General features: G+C 63.4%; 18 protein-coding genes. 11 read left to right on the top strand and 7 right to left on the bottom strand.

What is annotated here, in order from left to right; genetic code table 11:
- Window positions 1-138: 138 nt before the first annotated feature.
- The 3 genes from RJ1_RS18385 to RJ1_RS18375 form a co-directional block, all read right to left on the bottom strand.
- A complete protein-coding gene (locus RJ1_RS18385) occupies window positions 139-1,248 on the bottom strand; it encodes a Zn-dependent alcohol dehydrogenase (protein WP_073362300.1) in 1,110 nt (369 codons plus the stop codon).
- Window positions 1,249-1,283: 35 nt separating this feature from the next.
- Entirely contained in the window at window positions 1,284-2,690 is a 1,407-nt protein-coding gene (locus RJ1_RS18380) for an aldehyde dehydrogenase family protein (RefSeq protein ID WP_073362298.1), read from the bottom strand.
- 71 nt (window positions 2,691-2,761) lie between these two features.
- On the bottom strand, window positions 2,762-4,312 hold the full coding sequence (locus tag RJ1_RS18375; RefSeq protein WP_205415321.1) for a purine-cytosine permease family protein: 1,551 nt from the start codon (window positions 4,310-4,312) through the stop codon (window positions 2,762-2,764).
- A 276-nt stretch (window positions 4,313-4,588) separates the two neighbouring features.
- On the opposite strand from RJ1_RS18375, the gene RJ1_RS18370 reads away from it, so the two are divergent.
- Window positions 4,589-5,392, top strand: a complete 804-nt coding sequence (locus RJ1_RS18370; RefSeq protein ID WP_083400240.1) for a TetR/AcrR family transcriptional regulator — start codon at window positions 4,589-4,591, stop codon at window positions 5,390-5,392.
- An 833-nt stretch (window positions 5,393-6,225) separates the two neighbouring features.
- On the opposite strand, the gene RJ1_RS18360 is transcribed toward RJ1_RS18370, so the two are convergent.
- Window positions 6,226-6,426, bottom strand: a complete 201-nt coding sequence (locus tag RJ1_RS18360) for a hypothetical protein (RefSeq protein WP_073362292.1) — start codon at window positions 6,424-6,426, stop codon at window positions 6,226-6,228.
- A 529-nt stretch (window positions 6,427-6,955) separates the two neighbouring features.
- Window positions 6,956-8,569: an AMP-binding protein gene (locus RJ1_RS18355; RefSeq protein ID WP_083400322.1), complete on the bottom strand. Its 1,614-nt coding sequence runs from the start codon at window positions 8,567-8,569 to the stop codon at window positions 6,956-6,958.
- 206 nt (window positions 8,570-8,775) lie between these two features.
- Between RJ1_RS18355 and RJ1_RS18350 the strand changes: the two genes are divergently transcribed.
- The 3 genes from RJ1_RS18350 (at window position 8,776) to RJ1_RS18340 (ending at window position 11,561) form a co-directional block, all read left to right on the top strand.
- Complete coding sequence (locus RJ1_RS18350; RefSeq protein ID WP_073362288.1) at window positions 8,776-9,945, top strand: acyl-CoA dehydrogenase family protein; 1,170 nt, start codon at window positions 8,776-8,778, stop codon at window positions 9,943-9,945.
- A gap of 69 nt (window positions 9,946-10,014) precedes the next feature.
- Window positions 10,015-10,869, top strand: coding sequence for a MaoC/PaaZ C-terminal domain-containing protein (locus RJ1_RS18345; protein ID WP_073362286.1), 855 nt, complete (start codon window positions 10,015-10,017; stop codon window positions 10,867-10,869).
- Window positions 10,870-10,871: 2 nt separating this feature from the next.
- Window positions 10,872-11,561 carry an alpha/beta fold hydrolase gene (locus RJ1_RS18340; RefSeq protein ID WP_073362284.1) on the top strand — a complete coding sequence of 230 codons (690 nt, stop codon included), beginning with the start codon at window positions 10,872-10,874 and terminating at the stop codon, window positions 11,559-11,561.
- 410 nt (window positions 11,562-11,971) lie between these two features.
- On the opposite strand, the gene RJ1_RS18335 is transcribed toward RJ1_RS18340, so the two are convergent.
- Window positions 11,972-13,141 carry a MaoC family dehydratase gene (locus RJ1_RS18335; RefSeq protein ID WP_073362380.1) on the bottom strand — a complete coding sequence of 390 codons (1,170 nt, stop codon included), beginning with the start codon at window positions 13,139-13,141 and terminating at the stop codon, window positions 11,972-11,974.
- Window positions 13,142-13,461: 320 nt separating this feature from the next.
- Here RJ1_RS18335 and RJ1_RS18330 point away from each other — a divergent pair, with 320 nt between their 5' ends.
- From RJ1_RS18330 to RJ1_RS18320, 3 genes are all read left to right on the top strand, one after another.
- Window positions 13,462-14,100, top strand: coding sequence for a TetR/AcrR family transcriptional regulator (locus tag RJ1_RS18330; protein WP_073362281.1), 639 nt, complete (start codon window positions 13,462-13,464; stop codon window positions 14,098-14,100).
- A gap of 137 nt (window positions 14,101-14,237) precedes the next feature.
- Window positions 14,238-15,029 carry an enoyl-CoA hydratase-related protein gene (locus RJ1_RS18325; protein WP_073362279.1) on the top strand — a complete coding sequence of 264 codons (792 nt, stop codon included), beginning with the start codon at window positions 14,238-14,240 and terminating at the stop codon, window positions 15,027-15,029.
- Window positions 15,030-15,032: 3 nt separating this feature from the next.
- Window positions 15,033-15,731, top strand: a complete 699-nt coding sequence (locus tag RJ1_RS18320) for a TetR/AcrR family transcriptional regulator (protein ID WP_073362277.1) — start codon at window positions 15,033-15,035, stop codon at window positions 15,729-15,731.
- 59 nt (window positions 15,732-15,790) lie between these two features.
- Here RJ1_RS18320 and RJ1_RS18315 read toward each other — a convergent pair whose 3' ends face one another.
- A complete protein-coding gene (locus RJ1_RS18315) occupies window positions 15,791-16,960 on the bottom strand; it encodes a CaiB/BaiF CoA transferase family protein (protein ID WP_205415322.1) in 1,170 nt (389 codons plus the stop codon).
- Between the two features lie 133 nt (window positions 16,961-17,093).
- On the opposite strand from RJ1_RS18315, the gene RJ1_RS18310 reads away from it, so the two are divergent.
- The 4 genes from RJ1_RS18310 (at window position 17,094) to RJ1_RS18285 (ending at window position 23,052) form a co-directional block, all read left to right on the top strand.
- Window positions 17,094-18,308: an acyl-CoA dehydrogenase family protein gene (locus RJ1_RS18310; protein WP_073362274.1), complete on the top strand. Its 1,215-nt coding sequence runs from the start codon at window positions 17,094-17,096 to the stop codon at window positions 18,306-18,308.
- 57 nt (window positions 18,309-18,365) lie between these two features.
- Window positions 18,366-20,006 (top strand): class I adenylate-forming enzyme family protein, encoded by a 1,641-nt coding sequence (locus tag RJ1_RS18305; protein ID WP_073362272.1) that lies wholly within the window; start codon window positions 18,366-18,368, stop codon window positions 20,004-20,006.
- A gap of 1,616 nt (window positions 20,007-21,622) precedes the next feature.
- Window positions 21,623-22,798, top strand: coding sequence for an amidohydrolase family protein (locus RJ1_RS18290; protein WP_073362267.1), 1,176 nt, complete (start codon window positions 21,623-21,625; stop codon window positions 22,796-22,798).
- A complete protein-coding gene (locus RJ1_RS18285) occupies window positions 22,795-23,052 on the top strand; it encodes a hypothetical protein (RefSeq protein ID WP_073362266.1) in 258 nt (85 codons plus the stop codon). Before RJ1_RS18290 ends, RJ1_RS18285 begins: the two co-directional genes overlap by 4 nt.
- Window positions 23,053-23,245: the final 193 nt, after the last annotated feature.

Here is a 23,245-nt window from a genome sequence, read left to right as displayed (position 1 = left end):
TTCCGAATTCACCTCATAGTTCTTAAAACGGGCACGACGCTGACCTGCGATGGGCAGACGCGTCCGCCAGGGTGGCGGGGTGTTCAGGCTTTTGGTATGGGCGTGGCCACTGACCTGCGTGTGGCGCCGGGCCGGTGCTCAGTGTTGGTGGATGATGATGCTGCGGGCGGTTTCGCCGCGAACCATGGCGTCGAATGCCTTGTTGATCTCGCCGATGTCGATGGTGCGCTCGATCAACGAGTCGAGCGGCAGTCGATCGTTCATGTACAGGTCGACGATCTTCGGGAAATCGACCGGGGGCCGGCAGGATCCGTAGTTGCTTCCGGTCAGGGTCTTTTCGCGGTCGGACATCACGAAGGGGTCGATGGTGATCTTCTTCCCCTCGGCGACCTGGCCGACCACGACGGCCGTGCCGCCCGGGGCGAGTGCGTCGTAGGCGAGTTCGATGGTCGTCGGTAGTCCGATCGCCTCGAAGGCGTAGTCGACACCTGCGCTCCCGGTGATTCCGGGTAGGGCGGCCAGCACGTCCTCGGTTCGGCTGTTGAGGGTGTGGGTGGCACCGAGCGTGCGGGCCCGCTCGAGGTTCGAGTCGTTGATGTCGACGGCGATCACCTGTCCGGCGCCGGCGATCACGGCACCGCTGATCGTGGACAGGCCCACCCCGCCGCAGCCGACGACCAGCACCGACGATCCCATCCGGACACGGGCGGTGTTGGCGACGGCACCGATTCCGGTTGCTACCGCGCAACCGACGAGGGACACCTTGTCGAGGGGGGCGTCGTCGCGGATGCGGATCGCGGCGGTTTCGGGGACCACGGCCCAGTTCGCGAAGGAGGCGGTGGCCAGGTAGCTGTAGACCGGTTCGCCGGCCTGCGACAGCCGAGTGGTGCCGTCGAGCATCACGCTGTTGTAGGCGGTGGACTCGACCAACGCGCAGAGGTTGGGCCGCCCGGCGAGGCAGTAGTGGCAGCGGCGGCAGTACGGCATCCAGGACAGGACGACGTGATCGCCCGGGGACACCGTGGTCACCCCGTCGCCGACGGCGTCGACGATGCCGGCGCCCTCGTGGCCGAGCACCAGCGGTGCCGGGGACGACCACTCGCCGTTGACCACATGCAGGTCGCTGTGGCAGATGCCGCTGGCGACGACCTTGACCAACACTTCGCCGGGACCGGGTCCGGCCAGTTGCAGCGTTTCGATGGTCAAGGGCTGTCCCGGTTCACGGAATACCGCTGCGGTGACGTCCATAGTTGTCTCCAATCGTTTCTGACGAGGTGGCGAGTTCACAGCGGGAACTGGATCGATTTGAGTTCGAGGTACTCCTCGAGCCCGAAGACGCCCAACTCCCGGCCCACCCCGGATTGCTTCATGCCACCGAACGGGGCTCTGGGGTTGAAGGGGCCGCCGTTGATGTCGACCTGGCCGGTGCGCAGCCGCCGCGCGATGTCGAGGGCGGTCTCGTTGTCCGGTCCCCACACCGCCCCGGACAGGCCGTACGGGGAGTCGTTGGCGATGTCGACGGCCTCGGAGACCGTGTCGTAGGGGATGACCGTGAGGACCGGCCCGAAGATTTCCTCCTGGGCGATCCGCATCTTGTTGGAGACATTCCCGAAGACGGTGGGACGCACGTAATATCCCTCGCCCCGCCCCGGCGGACGACCTTGTCCGCCGCAGGCGAGTTCGGCGCCCTCGGCGATGCCGGAGCTGATCAGCTCCTGCACGGAGGCGAACTGGTCGGCGCTGATCACCGGGCCCATGTCCGCGGCGAGGGTCTGCGCGGTCTGCACGGCCACCGCGATCGCTTCGTTGTGCTGTGCGCGGGGCACCACCAAGCGGGTCAGGGCGCTGCAGGTTTGCCCGGTGTTCCAGAAGCAACTGGTCACGGTCGCCTCGACCGCGGCCGTGAGATCAGCGCCGGGCAGGATCACGGCCGCGGACTTGCCCCCCAACTCCAGTGCCACCCGTTTGACGGTCGGCGCCGCGGCGGTCGAGACGGCCACCCCCGCGTTGGTCGAACCGGTGAACGACACCAGGTCGACGTCGGGGTGCGAGGCCAGGTGCGCCCCGACAACAGAGCCCTTGCCCGGCACCAGGTTGAACACCCCCGCGGGCAGCCGCGCCGCGTGAAGGATGTCGGTGAACCGGTAGGTGGACAGTGGGGTCAGCTCGCTGGGTTTGGCGACCACTGTGCATCCGGCGGCGAGCGCCGGAAACACCTTGATGACGAGTTGGTAGAGCGGAAAATTCCAGGGCGTGATCGCGGCGACCACACCGACCGGCTCGCGGACCACCAACGAGTTGTCGAGGGTGCTCTGGAACAGCGCGTCCGATGACAACTCGTCGAGATAGTCGTCCATGATGGTCAGGGGCAGGTCCACGTGCTCGCTGCGCGCGAAGTCGGCTGGTGCCCCCATCTCCAGGGTGATCACCTCGGCCATCTCCTGCGCGGCCTCGCGGAGGAGTTCGGTAACCCGACGCAGGACTGCGGTGCGGTCGGCGACCGGGGTTCGGCTCCACGACTCGAACGCACTTCGTGCGGCGGCGACGGCCAGGTCGACATCCGGTTCGAGGACACACGGGACGGTGCCGACCGGTTCGAGGGTGGCCGGGTTGGTGACGGTGGTGGTCGAACCGCTGATCGGCTGAACCCATTGGCCGTGCACGTAGATGCGGGTGCGGTGGGCGGACATGATGGTTTCCTTCGAGGAGGTGGGAGAGGTCGTTGGGCGCGGGCGGGACGGCTCGTGGTGCCGGGGCGCGGCTATCGGGTCGGGAGTGCGTCGGTGGGATCGGCCGGGCCGGTATCGAGTGGTGCGTTCACGGCCGAGTCAGGGGTGGTTGTGGTTGTGTCGGCTCCGTCGTCGTCGATTCCGGCATCGAGCCGGGCGATGAGGGCGCGTTCGCCGTCGAGGTCGAGGTTGCGGCACACCAGGTAGTAGAAGACCGAGGCCACCACGAGGCCGGGCAGCATCGCGATGTCGGCGCCGCCGAGCGTCTCGGCGATCGGGCCGGACCACCAGACGGTGACGAAGAATGGGATCATCGCGGTGAATCCGAGGGCGTAGGAGGAGATCCCGCGCCAGTCCCAGCGCCCGTACATTCCTCGGGGGTTGAAGATTTCGCGGATCGAATAGTGACCCTTGCGGACGAAGTAGTAGTCGACGAGGTTGACGGCCGTCCACGGCGTGAACAGGTACAGCATGATGGCGAGGAAGCTGCCGAACTCGGTCATGAAGTCGTCGTTGGCGTTCTTGGCGATGAAGATCGCGACGGCGCCGGCCACCAGCAGCGCCATCAGTCGCTTGAGGAGGGTGGCTTTAATCGGGCGCACCGAGTCCACGGCACTGAGGATCGTCAACGACGAGCCGTAGAAGTTCTGGGCGGCACTGGTGATCAGGCCGATCACGGCTAGGACGGTGAGGATTTCACCGAACCCCCCGAAAACGTGGTTGCCCGTTTCCACTAGCGCTTGTGCGACGTTGAGTTCGGGGTACATCGCGGCCACCGCGGCGCCGATCAGCATCATCCACGAGCCGCCGATGGTTGCCCCCAGGTAGGTCCACCAGAACGTCGCGCGGGTGTCGACCTTCGCCGGCAGGTATCGGGAGTAGTCCGAGACGTAGATCGCCCAGCTCAGCTGATAGGCGGCGGCGGTGAAGAACTGGGCGAGGAAGGCGGTTGCCGAGAATCCGTCGAAGCTGAGTTGGCCGTCGGGGAAGCTTTCGAAGAGCAGCACGTTCGTGGTGAAGATCAGCATCGCGGCGATCAGGATGAACGACAGGTACCGCTGTAGCTTGTGGAACCAGGAGTAGCCGAGGAAGGCCATCACCATGGCCAAGAAGGTGAATCCCAGCGCGGACCGGTCCGCGTCGAAACCGAGAATATCGTGGAAGGTTTGCCCGGCCAGGATCTGATTGAACGCGTTGTACCCGATGTACGTCGCGATGGCCACGACGAACACCAACAGGGCACCGACATACCCGAACTGCGGCCGGGACTGGATGAGCTGCGGCAAACCCATGTGCGGGCCCTGCGCCGAATGCGCCGCCATGAACAAGGTTCCGAACGCACAACCGCCCAGGATCGCGATGGAAGCCCAGAGCAAATTCGTTCCCAGACTCACCCCGATGACGCCCACGGCCAGCGTCGTCAGATGCGCATCACCGCAGAACCACACGGGCCACAGATGCCACGCCTTACCGTGACGTTCCGAGCGGGGGACGTAATCGATCGAACGGCGCTCGATTCCGTTTCGACGGTGGGCGGGGGCAGAGGGAGTGTCGCCGCTCGGCGACTCCAAGGGTGTTGACACAGAAACTCTCCAGTCAGGTTTCTTCGGACCGTTCCTCACGAACAATCGCAACAATCTGACGCATCAGTTAGTCGCTAGTGTGAGCGGGCTCTCAGCCGCTGTCAACCCCCTGTCGGCGTACAGCGGGGAGCGTCCGCCGGTTCTTAGTAGATTATTGCAGTTCAAAGCGTTTTTATCGGCACAGGAAAACCGTAGGAGCGGGGCTATCGATCCCCGGTCTCGGCGGCGGCGGCGCGGCGGATCTCGCGAACCTGAGTTGCGATGTAAATTCGATATGTGAACGGAAATCGGATTCGGGATGCGATCACGCGGTCGGGACGCACCCAGAGCAGTGTCGCCGCCGAGATCGGGCTGGCCCCCCACAAGCTGTCCAAATCACTCGCCGGAACCCGCACGTTCAAGCCGACCGAACTCGCCGCTCTCTCCGATGCCCTCGGACTCTCCACCGACTACCTACTGACCGGCCGGCAGGACAATGACACCGACGTCGGTTCGCTGCAACCGGAGCGGCGCATCCTCGACTCCGCGGCCGAGCTGATTGCCACCCATGGTTTCCATTCCGTCCGGATCGCGGACATCGCACAAGCTTGCGACGTCAGCACCGGAGCCGTGCACTACTACTTCCCCACCAGAGACGACGTCCTCACCGCGGCGCTCCAGCACTATGCCGAACGCATGTTTCTGCGCGTGCAGGCTCGACTCGATCAGCTCCGCGACGACCCGACCGCGCAAATCCGCCATCTAATCGACAGTCAGCTCCCCGTGGATCCGGCAGTGCGCAACGAATGGTCCGTCTGGGTCCAGTTCTGGACCGAGGCGATCTTGGTTCCGGCGCTCCGCCCGGCCCACAACAATCTCTACGAACGGTGGCGAGCGCTGGTCCACACCGTCGTCACCAACGCCCAACAGGCCGGCATCGTCGGCTACCGAGATCCCCTCAAGCTCGCTGCACGATTCACCGCCCTCGTCGACGGCGCCGCGATTCAACTCCTCACCGGCGCACCCGGAATGAACGTCGATCTGATGCGGGCGCTGCTCGCCGAAGTGTTCTGGCCCCAACACGAAACCGCCTACGCGTAGAAAACGGTCATCGTGAGAAGCAGAGCAGGAATTCCCGGGTGGTCACTACCTACGGCTAGCCGCTAAGACTCCCCTCGGTGCGGGCGTACCGGCATTCCGAGATTTGACTCGCGAGGTTTGTCCACATAATCGAGGTGGAGGGGCAGCAGTGGTTCGACCACGACCACGACCGCACCGCGGCCGCTGGAGTCGCTGCGCATCATCGGAGAGTTGAACGCCGACTATTCTCCTGCCCGGACATGGGCCGATTCATCGCGGCTCCGTCGCCGAGGCCGCCGCAACCGCACGAGAACGCGTCGCCGCCCGGCGAGAATAGGATCGAACTGCCGCGAGAACTCCGTTCCCACAGGATCTTCGCGCACGCCACCCGTACCGAAGAACGTCTACTTCGTCATGGCTGGTCTCATTGCCAGCAATGCGGGCAGTCAGGAGGCTCTGATAGGCGAGTCGAGCGTTTGGTGGTATCGCCGCATCAGGTTCACACTCGCGTTTGACGAGGGACCAGAGCAGCGGTGGACGGCACTGGCGCAGTTGATCCTTGGTTGATTGTCTAGATGTCTAGGACCGGCAGAGCCGGTATTTTGAGTCAAGTTCGTTGTTCTCGGGTCGGCTTCGAACGCATAGCGTGGAACGTGCTCGCTCCACAGCGCAAAGACAGCGCACCTGACCTGCCGAAACTCATTTCGCGTCATGGTCAACATACATAGGCGTAGCGGGTGGTGGCGGTCGGCCATTCTGACCGCGAGTCCCTGCGTAAGCCTGCGCCGAAACCAGAGTCGACCACGGCATGCCTTGTCGGGCTGGGGCGCAGCCCCGGTAGTCCTTGCATTTGATCATTCCAAGGCTTCGTCCTCGACCCAGTACGTGAACGAGTAGCGACTGATTCCGGGCGTGTCGGTGGTCAGTATCGTCTGCAGGGAGAGGGCAGACCATTCGCGGATGCGGTGCTTCCGTAACTGGGCGATGGCCTTCTTCTCGGCTTCTTCGGGAGCCGTGTTGGCCGGAAGCTCCAGTGACACTCGTTCGATACTCACGTGATTAACTCTCGCAAAGGCGCTCGCGGTCCTGACGAAGCAAAGCGCAGCCCCAACGATGATCTTCAGCAGACGGGGGCGCAAAACGGACAACCTGCACCTAGTGACGAGCGGTGCAGAATTAATATGCGCGAGAAAAGTTTCTTGGAGCGCAATGATGATCGGTATCTGGCTGGTGCTTGAGCCGCCGGCCGGGCCGCCATGATGCCCGCCGGCCGGCGGTTCTGCACCCAACCGGGGAGTGCACCCCGGAAGGGAAACCTAGGGCGCACCGCACCGCTGTTCCTGGCAGTGATTGCGTGGTCGCTTTCTCATGCTCGCTGTGCGGTGTTCGTCGCAACAGCCGAACCTTGACAGGAGTCGCAACAATTGGCAGCTGTGGTCCGGCCCGCGAGACAGTCGCGACGATTCATACATAACCATCACCTCTGCACGGCCGCAATAATTCTCGGGAATTGCGACGCCGGGGAATCTCGCATTTTCACTTCCGTTTGTTTGTGTAGCGCGGCGTAGCATGTTGAGGTTTGCTTCATGTGGACCGTTGTTTGAAACAGGTGGTGGCGGAGGATATGGCTGTGCTGCGTGCTTTCGGATTGTGTGCGAGCGCTGGATCCGATTGTGGCGCGTCGTCTGACCGAAGCAATCGGCGTTGCAACTTTCCGGTTTCGGTACGGGGTAGGCTCGTGCGGAACTTGAAGTGGCGGGGGAGCTTGTAGGCGGCGAGTCCCTGGCGACAGTGGGCGAGGAGCTCCGCGGCCAGTTTGTCGTCGCCCATGATATCGGCCGACGGTTGGACGAACGCGACTATACTCTGGCCCCATTCGGGGTCGGGTACCCCGATAACGGCGACGTCGGTAACGTCCGGGTGCGTCAGGAGACGCTCCTCGATTTCGCGGGGGTAGATGTTGACGCCGCCGGAGATAATTAGGTCGTCACGTCGATCCAGCAGGAACAGGTAGCCGTCGTCATCTAGGTAGCCGATGTCTCCAGCGGTCGTCCATGGTCCTCGGCGGCTGGCGGCCGTTTTGTCGGGGTCGCGGTGATATTCGAACTCGAATGATCCCCGCAGATACACCGGTCCGGGTGTGTTGGGTGGCTGGGCGGCCCCGACTTCATCGATGACCGCCACGGACACTCCGGGGGCGGGGCGGCCGACGGTGCCGGGTCGGGCGAGCCATTCTTCAGGGCCCACGATGCTCACCAGGCCGCCGTCGGTTGCGCCGTAGTACTCCCAGACGATCGGGCCGACCCAGGCGAGGATGTCCCGTTTGGTTTCGGCGGGGCACGGTGCACCGGCGTGTACGAGGGCCCGCAGACTTGTTGGATCGAACGTGCGTCGGATCTCGGTTGGTAGCTGGAGTAGGCGGCGGAAGTGCGTCGGGACCATGTGGCTGTTGGTGACCTGGAAGTGCTCGATGTCGCGGAGGGTGACCTCGGGGTCGAACCGCCGTCGGCATACGATTGTCTGCCCGTCATGTAGCGCCGCGGTGGAAAATATCCCGGGTGCGGAATGGTACAGCGGTGAGCACACCAGGTGCACGCCGCCGGGCCCGCCCAGCCCCCACCGGATCGAGCGGACCAGACCCTGTGCATGCCGCTCGGGGTCGATCCCGGCAACATGCCGGCGGACACCGCGGGGTCGGCCAGTGGTCCCGGATGTGTATCCCATGACAGGGCCGTATCTTCGGTCGGTTGGGATGTCGGTTTCGCCTGCACACAGGTCTTCGTATGGACGCCATCCCTCGACCGGGCCGCCGATTGCGTACCGATTCTCTGGTAGGTCGACTTGGATCGACGTGAGGTGTTCGGCGAGATCACTGTGTGCCACCAAGGTCGAGGATCCACTGTCTCGCAGTATGTATGCGATTTCATCTGGCGTCAGATGGGTGTTGATCGGGACGATGTACATGCCGACCTGTCCGGTGGCGAGTTCCATCTCCCAGAACGCGGGCGCATTGTGTGTCAGCAACGCGACAACGTCCCCGGCATCAAGGCCGTCGCGACGGAGCGCGTTGGAGATGGCGTTCACTCGTGCGAGCAGGTCTCCGTACGTGCCATGGTCGGTTCCGTCGGCGTCGACGACGGCCAGTCGGTCCGGGTATCGCTGTGCGATCTCGTAGAAACTCTTTGGCGTTGTGCTCATCGCACCCTCCTTCCTACCCATGCCGGATTCCGCCCTTGTGAAGTAGGCGCTCACCACGTCGTTGACCATCGCGTGTCCTCGTCGTTTGATTCGGTGAGTGCAATCCGAATGGAGTGCACCTCAGCGATGGTGGTTGCGTCGTGCTGGACAGCTTCTGCTAACTATGTATAGTACCTACTAATATTATCCGGTCAATCGGAGGCACAATGGACTTCGACTTCACGCCCGAGCAGCTTGAACTCAAGGAGCGCGCCCACAAGGCGGGAATGGCCTGGCGCGGACGGCACACGAGTTGGGATCGCGACGATGCCAGCCCCTACCGTGAGGTCACCGAGTCGATGCGCGAGGCAGGACTGCTCGGGCTGACCATCCCCACCGAATACGGCGGCAAGGGTGGCACAGCCCTGGATTACGTCATCGTGGTCGAGGAACTGTTCCGCTCGTCGCAGAGTTGGATTCTCGGGGAACCCCCGTTCTGCACTACAGGTCCGGGACCCTCCATGGTTCTGCTCGCCGAACAGGAGGAGACCCGGCGTAAATTTCTCCCCGACATCGTCAACGGGTTGAAGGGCTGTGCGATCGCATTGACCGAACCCGATCACGGGTCTGATTTGACGGACCTCGAGACAACTGCGGTGCTCGACGGTGACGACTACATCGTTACCGGTTCGAAGCGGTTCATTACCGGGTCTCCCGAGAACGAGATCTACGCCGTATTTGCCCGTTTCGACGACATCCCCGGCGCGAAAGGGGTGGGGTGCATCCTCGTGGAGAAGGGGACCCCCGGGCTTGATCTGGAGCCCGGTGCGCAGTTCGTAGGATCGCGGGGGCTGCCTCACGGCGAGGTCCACATGCACGAATGCCGCGTGCCCAGGATCAATCTCATCCGTGGCGCAGGAGGATTCTCCGACCTGATGACCGCTTTCAACATGGAGCGGTTGCATAATTCGATCTACAGCCTCGCCTTTGCGGAGGCCGCATACGAGGAGACAGTCCGGTACTGCGAGGAACGTAAGTCTTTCGGACGTCCCATCATCGAGTTCCAGGCCACATACCACTCACTCGTTGACATGCACGTCGCGATTGAGGCGCACCGGCTGCTCACCTACAAGGCCGCGGTCACCGCGATCGATTCGCGATTCCCGCGACCGCTCGACTCCACGGTTTCCAAGCTGTCCGGCGCGACAATGCTCCCGAACCTGACACAGCAAGGGGTTCTCCTCCACGGCGGCGACGGTGCGACGCTGGACTTCCCGATACAACGTCTGCACCGCGACGCGATCGCTGCGATGGTCGCCGGTGGATCGCCGCCGGTGTTGCGTAACGCCATCGCCGCACAGCTATTCCCCGGCCACCGATTCCGGCAACACGCGTAGTCCGGCCCCTGACTTCGTACCCGACCCGTGGCGCAGACGTAATGCCCCCCGACTCACAAGGAGTGATACATGCCTCTCGATCCCGATCTCGCCGTGTCCACGCCGCAGAAGGATCATCACGACAGCTGGGACGCCGACCGGGTGTTGCTCTATCATCTCGGTCTAGGAGCCGGAGCTAATCCGGTTCATGCCGACGAACTCGGATACGTCAATGAACGGGTGCTCAAGGTGCTGCCGACGTTCAGTGTCATCCCCGGCTTCGAGGCCGTCCGACCGGCCATGCAAGGCCCGGGTCTGGACTACCACCTGTCGACCATGCTGCACGGCGAGCAGGAACTCGTGGTCCATAACCCGCTGCCTCCCGAGGCGGACATCGTGACGACCCCGGCGGTCGAGGCAGTCTATGACAAGGGAAAGGCCGCGCTGCTGGTCCTTCGTGCAGACACCCGCACGATCGACGGGACCGAGCTGTGCACAAACCGCTTCAGCCTTTTCATCCGTGGTGAGGGCGGTTTCGGTGGAGATCCGGGCCCGCAGCCAGCACCGTGGGAAGTGAACGGCGAACCCGACCTGCGTGTGGAAGTGCCGACGCTGCCTCAGCAGGCCGCGATCTACCGGCTCTCCGGCGACCGCAATCCGCTGCATATCGATCCGAAGTTCGCCGCCCGCGCCGGATTCGACCGTCCGATTCTGCATGGCCTGTGCACGTACGGCATCGTTTGCAAGGCCGTCGTCGACCATCTCCTCGACGGAGATCCGACGGCGGTACGTGGGTGGTCGGGACGATTCGCCGGCTCGGTGTACCCGGGCGAGACCCTCGTGGTCTCGGCCTGGAAGTCCGGATCGGACCGGATACTCGTTCGTGTCGACGTAAAGGAACGGGACGTGACAGCCCTGAGCCACGGGGTACTCCGATTCCGTTGAACATGGACGCCGAACCGGGGGTGAGCCCACGCCTGACCATGATCCTCACACACGGCTACGGCGATTCGCGGGCTGTGTGGGAGGCCCAGGTGCGCGCGTTCACACCTCGGATTGATGTCCGCACCTGGGACCTCCCCGGACACGGCGACCGCCACGGTTCGGTCGAAACCGACGCCGATATCGGCAGGACGACCGCCGAACTCGAGGCTCTGGTAGCTCAGGCGAGTCGGCCGGTTGTGTTGGTAGGACACTCGGTGGGGGGCTACGTCGCACTCCGATGCTCCTTGACAACGACCGCACCCGTCGTTGGAGTCGTGCTGATCAGTACCGGTCCCGGTTTCCGTAGCCCCACAGGGATCACGCGCTGGAATCAGATGATTGATCGTATGACATCCGCGTTGTCGTTGCCTGCCGAAACGGCGCAGGTCGTCCGGATGACGGATTTCATTGTGGCCGAGCGCTTGTCCGGGTCTGACCTGCCGACACTTGTCGTACGCGGCGTAGAGGACCGACAGGTTTACCTCGACGGTGGCGCCTACATCGCGACCCGAATGACGCGGGCGCGTCTGTGCGACGTCGCAGGTGCAGGCCATGACCCACACCGCACCCACGCTTCCGAAGTAAATGCGGCGATCGCACAGTTCATGGCCGAGCTGTGGCCCGGCCCGCGGTCGTGCGGCATGCCGACCTGACGGGCGGATGACACGGCTGATGCCCGCCCCGACCTGCATAGGTGGGGACCGAATGGTTCCTGTGATGACGGGTCGGGGCGGGCGCGTGTCCGTCCAGGGCCCGATGTCACACGATGAGCGACGGCCAGGTGAAGCGGCCGGGGCGCCGGCTGCCTGAAGAATCCGGTGTCAGTGCCATGCGGGAGCGCACCTACGCGCGATCGACCGGGTTGGTGCGAGACCAGTTGTCCGGGAAGAGTATCGCCACTTCCTGATCGACCGTTTGACTTCATGAGTAGGTCCGAAGTTGTACCAGTGTCTCGTTCGATCGGATCTACATCGGGCGAGCGCTGGAAATTGACGCGGGCATACGGCGGATCCGCCCCCATGCGGACACGGGGGCGGATCCGCCGTATGCGATCGTGCGATCCTCAGACGGTGCGATTGGGAAGCACGACGACTCCGGTTCCGATGGCGGACACGTTGCCGTGCTGGTTATGCGCTTGCTGTTCGATCGTGACGCATGAGCGCCCCTGCTCGTCAATGCTCTTGTCGGTTACTCGACCGGTAATGGTCACCGCGTCACCAACGATGTTGTGGTGACGGATCTGCGCCGTGTGCCGTGCGAGAAAACCGGTGTCGCCCATCCAGTTCGTGAGCTGGTGGGTCAGCCAGGAGCAACGCTCCGGGCCGTAGTCGTAGGCACCGGGTGTGCCGACATCGGCGGCGAGCTCCTCCTCCCAATGCACGCGCTCGGGGACGTCGGGGATGCCGAGCGCGTTGGGGATGCCGAGACCGGGGTGTTTCTTGATCTGCTGATACGCGATCTTGTTGGCGCGGATGTAAAGACCACCCCACCCCTGTGCGAACGCGATGAAGCCCGTCACCGTCATCGGGCCCTTGCCCATCGGGGCAAGCTCTTGCCCGACTTCCACGTCCTCGAAGTATCGCGGCGTCGCGCCCTGGATCGACTCCTGCTCGTACAGCGCGTAAATGCGGTCGAGATCGTCCTGGGTGTAACGAGTCTTCCCGAGAGCCTTCTGCTCGCTGTACTTCGAACCCCGCTCGCGCGCTGCGTCACGTTCGGTGCGGAAGCACCAGGAGTCGCCGGAGACCAGCGGCTCGCCTCCCTCGGACGTGATCTCGACGTGGTAGATCTGCTGAAAGGCCCGGCCCGCGAAGCGTGTGTCGTGCTCGACGAGGTCCTTCAGGTACGCCGACGTACGGATACGGGTGTCGCGCAGGATCGGCCGGTGCCAGGTGAGGTCCGCGCCGGCCCACATAGCGTGCACGCCGGGCAGTCCGCCGACGTACCCGGACAGGATCCGGCTCAGGGCGAACGCGAAGCTGGGTGGCGCGACGAGAGTGCCATGGTGTGTCGTGGCAGCGTAATCGGGATCCGACCACAGGGGGTTGTCATCGCCGATGCCGTGGGCGTAGTGGCGGATGTTGTCCCGGGTGGCCTCGTAGCACCACGGTTCGACGGTGTCGGTGATCGGAACCCCGATCAGGCTGCGTAGGTCGTCGAGCGCTCGGTCGGTGATTTTGGCGTACTTGTCCTCGCCACTACCGGTGACGTGGTCGACCACGGATTGCGACATCTGGAGCTCCATTCGGTGTGCTCGGTCGGGGAGTCATGCGTGTCGGCGTCGCGTCGAACGGTCGGGCCGTGTCGAGATCGCGCGCAGGGCGACCGGCGTCGGAGTGCCCATGCTGGGCCTCAACGTCCCGGATGGGAGCCGGTCTCGGATTCGAGCATGCCTCCACCTCGTAATATTGTCAAGTACTTACTATCAAAGTTGATGTGACTGAGCCCTAAATACGCGGTCTGCCTGGGATTAGCCAGCTTTATGGTGTGTCATTTACTACAATCGTGCATATTTCCGAAGCTTCAGCGGGAGGCACTGCTAGAGTTCGGGGGATGACCCGATCAATTGCGCCGGGCGATCGGCCGGAAGCGCGCAAGCGTCTCACCGCCGCTGAACGCCGGACCCAGATCATCGCCATGGCCCGCGAAGTCTTCGTCGAAGAAGGCGTCAACGGTGCACGGTCGCGCGACATCGCGGACCGCGCCGGCATCACCGAGGCGTATCTGTACCGCCACTTCCATTCGAAGGACGAGCTTTTCCAGCTCGCGATCGACGAACCTCTCGATCGAATGATCACCGTTCTCAGTAACGACACCCGCGAGCTGGCCGCCCGCAACGACGTCGATCGGGTCGAAGTGGTGCGGCGTACACACGAACTCCTCCTCGGCTGCATGGTCGAGATCGCCCCCCTCGTGGCCGCGGCGCTGCTATCGGGAGGAACCGGAAAAAACCAGTTCTACGCCGACTACCTGTTCCCCCGACTGCGCGACGTGCTCGCGCTTGTCATCCCCGACATCACCGGCTATCCAACGAAGGCAATCGAGCTCGATCTCTTCGTCGATGCAATGATCGGCATTCATCTCACCATCGCGCTTGAACACCTGCTCGAGGACAAGCCGGTGGACGTGCCTGTCGTGGCGGAACAGGTGACCACGATGTTCGCGGTCGGTGTGGGGAGACGACCGCGGTAGGCGCAGGCCGCCGCGATGCACGCGAAAAACATCGGCCCATGCTTGGATGTCGTGATCGACCCGCAGAACAGCCGTTCGTGTCATCGAAGTAATCGATATACAATCTTCCAGGCGGGAAACCAGAAGGTGGTGCAGTAGTGACGGTCAATTCACCGACCGATCAGATCCTCGTCGAGGTGACCGAACGCGTCGGCTGGGTTGTGCTGAACACTCCCGAACGACGCAACGCACTCACACCCGAGATGATGCGGGCGATCCCGCAGGTCCTCGACGACCTGATCGGCAGCGCCGGAGCCCGTGTAATTGTGTTTCGAGGCGCTGGCGGTCGTGCTTTCTGCGCGGGGGCAGACCTCAGCGCCGTCGCGGACACTCCGCAATCAGGGGACGCATCGTCGCTGGATACGCACTACGAAGCCATGCTCGCGCGAGTTCGGACGCTCCCCGTCCCGTCGATCGCCATGATCGAGGGAGCATGCCTCGGAGGCGGATTAGCATTGGCATTGGCGACTGACCTGCGGTACTCGACGCGGGACGCGCTAGTGGGGGTCCCCGCTGCGCGGCTGGGAATGGCCTATGTCGACGTCGATCCACTCGTCGCCGCCGTGGGATACCCGCGCGCGGCTGAACTGCTCTTCACGGCGCGCAAGTGGTCCGGCGAGCAGGCATATGCGGCCGGGCTGGTGAATGCAGTCGTGGCGCCCGGCGAACTGCTGACCACCGTGCAGGATGTCGCCGGTTCGATCGCCCGGAACGCGCCGCTCGCGATCGTCGCGACAAAGCGCGCCCTGGGTGAAAGTCGCAAATGCGCCGGCGACCGCGATGCGGAAGCCCTCGCAGCACTCGCTGCACAATGCCGACAGTCAGAGGATTTCGCGGAGGGCCGCCGAGCCTTCCTCGACAAGCGCAGCCCACAGTTCCAGGGACGGTGAGAAATGGCACGACAGACCGGCAGAACAGCGAAGGATTCCCACGCGGACGAGGACGCGTCTGCTGACTCGAGAACAGCGGTCGAGCGCCCCAAACAGGTGCGCCTATCGGCAGCCGAACGGCGCAAGAAGATCATCGCCGCGGCCAGCGAGGTGTTCATCGAACAGGGCTACAGCGGCGCGCGGACAAAGGAGATCGCCGAGCGTGCAGGCGTGACCGAGGCGTTCTTGTACCGTCATCTCGCCTCCAAAGAGGAAATGTACGAGGTTGCGATCGTCGAGCCGCTCCGCAGCGGTCTCGCCGCTCTTGCCTACGACATCCAGGTCTTCTACGACCGGTACGACGACCGAATCGAGTTCATGAACGCCGTGAACGAGCGGTGCCTGCGCTTCTACACGGAGTCAGCGGCGATCCAGGCTGTCGCCCTGTACTCCGAACTGGGCAGTGGTCGACGGCTCTATCAGGAATCGTTGAAGCCGATTCTGGACCGGATCGGTGTGCTCCTCGCGGATCGGATGGGGTGGGCGGACCGCGGCCTGGAACCGGACCTGGTCAGGCGGGCGATCCTCGGATCGCAATGGGCGATCGGACTAGACCTGATATTGCGCTACCGCAAGCTCGACCTGCCAGAGGCCTCCGAACGGCTGACGACGCTGTTCACCAGCGGTGTCCGAGAGAAGCAGCGGAAAAAGACCTCCAAGTAGCCGATCCGCGATGATCCCCCACGCTCGGCACGACCCGATTCGTGGGGGATCGCTACGCGCTATACGACGCCGTCGCTGCGAAGCTCAGCGATAGCCTCGGGTGTGTAACCGAGCTCGCGGAGAACCTCCCCGGTGTCCGCGCTGGGACCCGGGGCCGGACGCTTCGATACCGCAGAGGTGCGGCTCATCGTGATCGGGCTGCGAAGGACGCCGACGTCGCCACGGACCGGATGGACGATCTGTTCCACGACGCCGAGGTGGCGTACCTGTGGATCATCGAACGCCTCTTCAACGGTGTTCACCGGCCCGCACGGGACGCCGAACTCGTCAAGACGCGAAGTCAGCTCGGCACGCGTCTGCGACGAGAAGAACTTCTCCAATAATTGCTTCAGCCGCTCCCTGTTATGGAAACGGCTCGCGACGGTGGCGAAGGCCGGATCAGACAACTCCGCCGGAGTGCCGAGTGCCTCGCACAGTCGCGACCACAGGCGGTCGTTGGGTGCTGCGACGTTGAGATATCCGTCGGCGGTGCCGAACGTTCCCATCGGCGCGATCGTGGGGTGGTCGTTGCCGACCCGCTCCGGGACTTCCTGGTCGACGGTCCACCGGGCGGCCTGGAAGTCCAGCATCGACAGCAACGCCTCGATCAGGGACACCCGGACCCACTGCCCCCGTCCGCTGTCATGGCGCTCGAGCAGGGCCAAGAGCGTGCCATTGGCGAGCAGGTATCCCGCAGCCATGTCAGCGACCGCGATACCCGTCCGGGTGGGCGGGGCCTCAGCGGTCCCGGTAAGGCTCATCAACCCGGCCATCCCCTGGATGATTTGGTCGACCGCACCTTTGTCGCCGAGTGGGCCGTCCTGCCCGAATCCGGAGATACTCGCGTACACGAGACGCGGGAACCGCTGTGCGAGAGTCGGGTAGTCGATGCCGAGGCGGTTCTTGACCGGGGGCCGAAAGTTCTCGACCAGCACGTCAGCGGACTCGAGCAGTTGATCGAGGATGTGCCGTCCGCGGACATCCTTGAGGTCGACGGTCACAAGTCGCTTGTTGCCGTGCAGGTTGATGTAATCCGAGCTGTTGTGGTCGGCCGCAATTCCGCCGGTCTCTCCAGGGATCTCGATACGGATGACCTCGGCGCCCCACTCGGCGAGGAGGCGGACTGCCGCCGGGCCTGCCCGCGCCACAGTGAGGTCGACCACCCGAATCCCGTCTAGTGCTGACGTCACGATTTGTCACCTCTGCTGATAGGGGCGCGCGGTGCGCTGCCCGTCTCGAGTCCCCGCGGACCTTGACCGAGGGGCTCCTCACTCAGCAAGATGGTATATCACTTACTAACTTATGGAAAGCGAGCAAATCGTCATGACGAACCTCGTCGATGTGTCCTCCGAATTTATCGACACAGCAAGGCAATTCCTCGAATCGGCAGCCGATCAGTGGAGGGGTGACGGGGCTACCGAGGCTGACGCGTCCACGCCTGAACGCGTCGCACTGTTCCCTGATCTGACCCCCGACGAGGAAGCCGCGGAAATGTCCGCGGCACGGTCGTGGCGGCAACAGCGGTTCGACGCCGGATTCGGGTGGATCACCGGCCCGACCCAGCACGGCGGCGCCGGGATGACCTCCGCCCACGAACGCGCGTATCAGAGCCTCGAGCGCAATTACACGTTTCCTGCGCAACGCATCTACGACATCGGAATCGGTATGGTCGCCCCGACGCTGCTCGCATACGGGTCCGACACCGCCAAGTCCCGCTACCTGACTGCGCTGCACCGCGGCGATATCGTCGCGTGCCAGCTGTTCAGCGAGCCGGGGGCCGGTTCAGACCTGGCCGGAATCGCGACCCGCGCGGTCCGCGAGGGCGAGGGATGGCGCATCAACGGGCAGAAGATCTGGAGTTCGGGCGCACATCTGAGTGCTCTCGGTTTGCTGGTGTGCCGCACCGGCGACCCTGACAAGAGGCACGCGAACCTCACTGCGTTTGCGTTGCCGATTGACAGCGAGGGAGTCGCGGTAAAACCGATCCGACAGATGACGGGCGGATCATCGTTTAACGAGGTGTTTCTTACCGATGTGTGGATCCCGGACGAGCTGCGCTTGGGTGAGGTCGACCGGGGATGGGAGGTCGTGATCGCTACCTTGATGAACGAACGCGCCGCGGTGGGTGGTCCGGCCGCCGGCGGCAGCGGGATCTTCAGTACCGAACGACTCGCGTCGCTTCTGCGCCGATTCGGGCGAGCTGACGATCCGGTGATGCGGCAGGAGTTCATGCGCCTGCATAGCGAACTTGCGGTGGCGAAGTGGACCCGGTTGCGGAGTCAGGCACGGTTGCGGGCGGGGCAGCGTCCGGGTCCCGAGATGTCCATCGGCAAGCTCGCATTGACGAACAACCTGGCATCTCTGAGCCGGTTGGTATCGCATGCCTTGGGGCCCCGAATCGTCGCGAACACCGGGGAGCCCGCAACCTACATGTGGTCAGAACTCGTCCTGGGACAACCCGGTCTGCGCATCGGCGGTGGGACGGACGAGGTCCAGCGGAACATTCTCGCCGAGCGCGTTCTCGGGCTGCCCCGCTGACGCGTCCAGTGCAGCACTCTTGAAAAGTAAATACCCACTATACTAATATCGAGCACTATGACGGACATCATCGAATCCGGCGATTCATGGGGTAGCGACGTAGCGGAGATCGAGGTCCTCGGCCACCCGTGCCTCAGCTTCGTCAAGCGCCGGCATCACATCGCGGACCTACTCGCCGACGGGCGACGCTTCACCGATCGAAATTACCTTGTACAGGGATCGCGACGCATGTCGTTCGCGGAACACGAAGTCGCCGTCGACCGGATCACCGCGCTACTCGATGAACGCGGCGTGCGCCCCGGGGATCGCGTCATGCTGTTCGGGGCGAACTCAATCGAGTGGGTCGTCGCGTTCTGGGCGGTGATCAGATCGGGTGCTGTGGTCGTGCTGGCGAACGCCTGGTGGAGCCGGACCGAAGTAGACCATGCGCTACGCACGGTGACGCCCCGCTACGTCGTCGCCGACGACGTGCGGGCGCCCCTCCTGCCGGACACCCAGGAGCGGATCGATTTCGCCGACATCACAAGCACACTCGAAGGCGACGCCGCCCCCGCGATCACCCGTCCTACCGCAACCGAGGACGACGCCGCGATCGTCCTGTTCACCTCCGGAACAACGGGCCTGCCCAAGGGGGCAGTCCTCTCACACCGAGGCGTCCTGGCGACCCTGCAGAGCCTCGCGCTGCTGACCCGCCGCCTCCCAGGGGCCAGCAGCAAGTTGCCCGCACCGAGCACTGCGCTGCTGAGTATCCCTCTCTTCCACGTCGGTGGACTGCAGCAGATCATCACCCCGATGCTGGCGGGCGGATCCCTCGTCTTCACAGAGGGACGGTTCGATCCGCAGAAGGTTCTACGATTGCTCGACGAGGAACAGGTATCAGTGTGGTCGACGGTTCCAACGCTGGTCAGCCGCGTCATGGACCACATGGAGGCAGTGGGGCACGAAGGTGCCTCATCAGTGCGAACGGTCGGTCTGGGCGGTTCCCCGGTCGGGGCCCAGCTGCGGAACAAGGTTCCGCGATGGTTTCCCAACGCCTCCCGGGGCGTTGCGGTCACCTACGGGCTCAGCGAGGGCGGTGGTGTCCTGGCCACCGGGATCGGCGCCGACCTCGTCAACAGGCCCGGTTCTGTGGGACGCCCACTACCCGTCGTCACCATCCGGATCGAAAACCCGGACGAGAACGGCGAAGGCGAGATCCTCGTCCGCAGCCCATCGGTAATGTTGCAGTACTGGACCGCGGAGGAGCGCTCACTCGAGCCGGTCGACGATCCGATCACACCGGACCGGTGGCTACGGACCGGTGACATCGGCCGGCTCGACAACGATGGGTTCCTCTATGTCACCGACCGCCGCAAAGACATCGTGATCCGCGGTGGTGAAAACATAGCCACACCCCACGTGGAGAACCGTTTGCTCGAGCACCCCGGCGTCCGGGAGGTGGCCGTGGTCGGGCTACCCCACCCGAACCTCGGGGAAGAGGTCGGTGCGATCGTCGTTCTCCGTGACGACTCGACCGTAACCGAGGAGGAACTGGCCGCGTTCGCACGCGAGCAACTCGCGTATTTCGAGGTACCTACCCGGTGGCGAATCAGTCTGAAACCACTACCTCAGAACGCCACCGGAAAGGTCGTCAAACGCACCGTGCGCGACGAGTGGATCGCCGAGATGTCCTCGGTCAGTACCCCTTCGTCGCACTGATCACCCGTCTGGCGCGAGACGAGCGAGGCTGACCATGTGCGGACGAAATCCACCGTGCGCGCGCAATTCACACGGCACATCTATTCCTGAGCAAGGTACGAAACCATGAACTGTCACGAGTATCGCCGACGGCGTCAGAGGCGCCGTGCCGCTTCGATCGACGTCGACCGCAAACACAGAAGTCCTGAGGCAGAGCTCCTCATCGCGTTCGCCAGCAAGTGGGCACCATACGGTGGCGCAACCGAGGCGGAAATATTCGTCCACTTCGGAATGACATCGCACCGGTTCATCGACCGTTTGTGGCAGGTAGTTCCTGAATCCGACTGTACTCGAGAAGAACTACGCAGCTTGGCAAGCGCATATCCGCACTACGGCCGAACGAGCGGCGCTCAGCCCGTTCCTTAGGACCCTCAATGTTCGATTTGGATCGACCAGGGCACCGAGCGGTCCGACAGATCCCACGAACAACCGCAAAATAGAGTAGGCAACGAGGCCGAATTCAAATGTGGCACAGCGATCGCGACAACGACATTCTCGACTTTGCGCTTCTCTGGGAACCGCTCGGAGGGCCCACTCCGGAAAACGTTGCAGCCGCCTTCGCGATCGATATCAGCGAGTACAACCGTCGGCTCCGAGCAGCTGCGAGGCTCCAGTTGGCTCGACTTCAACAAGGTGTCACCTCCTCCGAGCACATCTATGGGCTCTCCGTGATGGCCGCGCTCGATCGAGGCCTACCGCTAGAGCACACCGAGTGGCCGGATTCTTCTAGTGGCATGACGTTGAAGATGTTGGACGACATACCTTCCTGATCGCGGAGGCGACCTTCTGGGTCGCGCGAAGTAGTGCGCCACTGGTCGTTCCTTGACGAACGCGCTCATCCCGTCGGGTCCCTCCGCGGGGCGGACCCGACGGTGCCGCGTGGGATGGCTTTGCGCTTGCTGACGCCGAGCCGCAGCTCCGACGAGGTTCACCACCAACGGCGGCTCCGGGTTGAATGAGAGTGATACGGGCTTGGTGGCGGCTGCACCCGTACGCGCGAAACCCTCGGTAGGGTGCCGCGGTTGATCCGGAGGGGGAGCGCCAGCAGACGCGAACGCCTTTGACGCAAACTGTGCTTCATTTCAGTGGTGTGACAGACGTGGCGGTGATGATCTGGTCGCGATCCGCGGATGCCGGACTTGTCGCCGGCATATCCCACGAAAACACGGCCAGCTCATGCCGTGCTCGCCACCAAATTGGCATCTGGAGTGAAACACGTAGTTGCCGAACGATTCCCGCGTGCGACAACAGCAGACCTCAACGGAATGTCCGGGCATGAACGCAAGCATCAAATCGGATCCGATCGACCGCGAGCGTACCCACCGGACAACTCCCCGCAGTGGATATCAGGAAGGTTCAACTGCTCGCAGCGCGGTCAACTCCGCCAGCATCAAACGAAGACATCATTCACCCGCCCGTCTTGAAAGCTGACACCGTGCTTTTCGATTGTGCTTGCGAACATGAAAGCGTCAGCAGCCCTTGATGATATAGACCACAAACGTCTAACATGTGTGATCGGCACCATATTTCGAGTCGAACAGACCCCCACACAATTCTGCTTGGCAAAAGGAGACTTCATGCCACTCGAATCACACATGCACCTGGTCTCAGTCGATGACCATCTCATCGAGCACCCCAATGTCTGGCGAGACCGCCTGCCGCAGAAATACCGTGACATTGGACCGATGATCGTGGAGACGACCGGCGACGAGATCGACTCCTACGGATTCGGGCAGAAGGTCTCGAAGGGCCGTCAGGTGTGGCAGCTCGACGGACAGATCTATCCCGAGCTCGGACTCAACGCCGTGGCCGGAAAGCCGCGCGATCAACTCGGCACCGACCCGGTCCGGTTCGACGAGATGCTGCCAGGCTGCTACGACCCGGCGGCGAGGGTCAACGATATGGATGTCGACGGTGTGCAGGCGGCTCTGCTGTTCCCATCGTTTCCGCGTTTTGCGGGCACCCTCTTCAGCACCCTCGCCGATCGCGAACTCGCCCGACTCTGCATCAGGGCCTGGAACGACTTCGTGATCGAGGAGTGGTTCACCCCCTATCCGGACCGATTCATCCCGATGGCGATTCTGCCATTCTGGGACCTCGATGAGTCGATCGCTGAACTCGATCGAATCGCCGACCACGACATCCGCTCGATCTCGCTTCCGGAGAATCCAGCCAAGCTGGGCTATCCCTCGTTCCACTCCACGCACTGGAACCCGCTCTTTGCGGTCCTGGAGGAACGCGGCATCGTGATCAATCTTCACTTCGGGACATCGGGTCAGGTGCAGCGAACGTCCGACGACGCACCCATGGCCGTCATGATGAATCTGATGGGGACTAATTCGATGGCCGCGACTTCGGATCTGCTCTTCTCTCCGGTGTTTCACACGTTTCCGAATCTAAAGGTCGCTCTCTCGGAAGGGGGGACAGGCTGGATCCCGTGGCTACTGGAGCGCGCGGACCTGATCTGGGAGCGGCATCGGTTCTATCAGAACATCAACCAGAGTGTGCGTCCCTCCGAACTGTTCCGGCGGAACATCTGGGGCTGCTTCATCGTCGACCAGTACGGCATCGACAACCGCCACGCGATCGGCGTCGATCGCCTGATGTGGGAGTGCGACTATCCGCACTCGGACTCGTTCTGGCCGAACAGCCGCAAGATCGTCGAGGAGATGTGCCACGCCGTGCCATCCGACGAAGTGCACCAGATCGTCGAGACCAATGCCCGCGAACTCTTCCGATTCCCGCGCGCATGAGTGAGGAAACGGTGATCCCGGCCGAAGAGATGCTCGGTGAATCTGATTGGGACGATCAGGACCTGCTCACTTTGGATGAGGCAGCGACCCGCCTCGACGCCGAGATAGCCGCATGTCGGCAACGACTCGATGACCTACGCAACACGTCCCACCCACCTGCCGACGACATCGGTCGCACGCAGCGGCGCCTCGACGCCCTCCTGAGCTGTCGCGACGCCGTAGCGCACGGGCCAACCGCACTGGCTAAACCCTAGCGAGAAGGACTCCAGCGTAAACGTGTGTTCGGCGCGGCCGATCGGTCTACGCGACCCCGCCGGTGAGTGCTCTACCGATTGTGTTCAAGGCTGGTCGCACAAATGGGAGGAAAGCGCGCGTCGGCCCCTCTGGAGCTGAGCATCAAGCACGGTCCAATCCGCCCGTTCTGCGACGTGCAGGTTTCGCCGACTC

Origin of the sequence: Rhodococcus jostii NBRC 16295 (genome assembly GCF_001894825.1) — a bacterium.
GTDB lineage: Bacteria > Actinomycetota > Actinomycetes > Mycobacteriales > Mycobacteriaceae > Rhodococcus_F > Rhodococcus_F jostii.
This window is presented reverse-complemented; position numbering and strand designations above follow the sequence as displayed.

What these genes read in the sequence shown, in the direction of transcription:
- RJ1_RS18335 (WP_073362380.1), bottom strand. Translation starts at nt 13,141, where the DNA reads ATGTCGCAATCCGTGGTCGACCACGTCACCGGTAGTGGCGAGGACAAG.
- RJ1_RS18330 (WP_073362281.1), top strand. Translation starts at nt 13,462, where the DNA reads ATGACCCGATCAATTGCGCCGGGCGATCGGCCGGAAGCGCGCAAGCGT.
- RJ1_RS18320 (WP_073362277.1), top strand. Translation starts at nt 15,033, where the DNA reads ATGGCACGACAGACCGGCAGAACAGCGAAGGATTCCCACGCGGACGAG.
- RJ1_RS18290 (WP_073362267.1), top strand. Translation starts at nt 21,623, where the DNA reads ATGCCACTCGAATCACACATGCACCTGGTCTCAGTCGATGACCATCTC.
- RJ1_RS18355 (WP_083400322.1), bottom strand. Translation starts at nt 8,569, where the DNA reads ATGAGCACAACGCCAAAGAGTTTCTACGAGATCGCACAGCGATACCCG.
- RJ1_RS18350 (WP_073362288.1), top strand. Translation starts at nt 8,776, where the DNA reads ATGGACTTCGACTTCACGCCCGAGCAGCTTGAACTCAAGGAGCGCGCC.
- RJ1_RS18285 (WP_073362266.1), top strand. Translation starts at nt 22,795, where the DNA reads ATGAGTGAGGAAACGGTGATCCCGGCCGAAGAGATGCTCGGTGAATCT.
- RJ1_RS18305 (WP_073362272.1), top strand. Translation starts at nt 18,366, where the DNA reads ATGACGGACATCATCGAATCCGGCGATTCATGGGGTAGCGACGTAGCG.
- RJ1_RS18385 (WP_073362300.1), bottom strand. Translation starts at nt 1,248, where the DNA reads ATGGACGTCACCGCAGCGGTATTCCGTGAACCGGGACAGCCCTTGACC.
- RJ1_RS18380 (WP_073362298.1), bottom strand. Translation starts at nt 2,690, where the DNA reads ATGTCCGCCCACCGCACCCGCATCTACGTGCACGGCCAATGGGTTCAG.
- RJ1_RS18345 (WP_073362286.1), top strand. Translation starts at nt 10,015, where the DNA reads ATGCCTCTCGATCCCGATCTCGCCGTGTCCACGCCGCAGAAGGATCAT.
- RJ1_RS18340 (WP_073362284.1), top strand. Translation starts at nt 10,872, where the DNA reads ATGGACGCCGAACCGGGGGTGAGCCCACGCCTGACCATGATCCTCACA.
- RJ1_RS18310 (WP_073362274.1), top strand. Translation starts at nt 17,094, where the DNA reads ATGACGAACCTCGTCGATGTGTCCTCCGAATTTATCGACACAGCAAGG.